Here is a 419-nt window from a genome sequence, read left to right on the forward strand (position 1 = left end):
GCTTAGACTTATCAAAAGGTCAGTTCCGCTTGGGTGGCTCAATCCTTGCCCAAACTCTAAGCCAACTCGGTGATACTTGCCCAGACCTAGATAATCCGCAGGATTTAATCAACTTCTTTGAATTTATTCAGCAAGCCAACAACCAAGGCTTAATCACCGCATATCATGACATTGGTGATGGCGGTTTGCTTGCCACCATTGCTGAGATGCAATTTACCAGTCGCCAAGGCGTAAAATTGGTGTTAACTGATGATAATTTACTCGGTCAATTGTTTGCTGAGGAACTCGGTGCGGTGATTCAAGTTAAAACCCATCAGGTGGCTCAATTGCTAGCGCTTGCCGAAACTACAGGCGTCAGCGAGTTGTTAAGCCTAGTCGGTCAAAGCACCGATGAAGACAGTTTACTCATCCAAACAGCC

At 45.8% G+C, this 419-nt stretch carries 1 protein-coding gene; it reads left to right on the forward strand.

Going from position 1 to position 419, the window contains the following annotated elements; genetic code table 11:
* Positions 1-419 (forward strand): AIR synthase-related protein (locus M3175_RS26135; protein ID WP_251524626.1); only part of this gene is annotated, 419 nt, incomplete at both ends.

The sequence above is a fragment of the Robertmurraya korlensis genome, assembly GCF_023715225.1.
In the GTDB taxonomy this organism is placed as follows: Bacteria; Bacillota; Bacilli; order Bacillales; family Cytobacillaceae; genus Robertmurraya_A.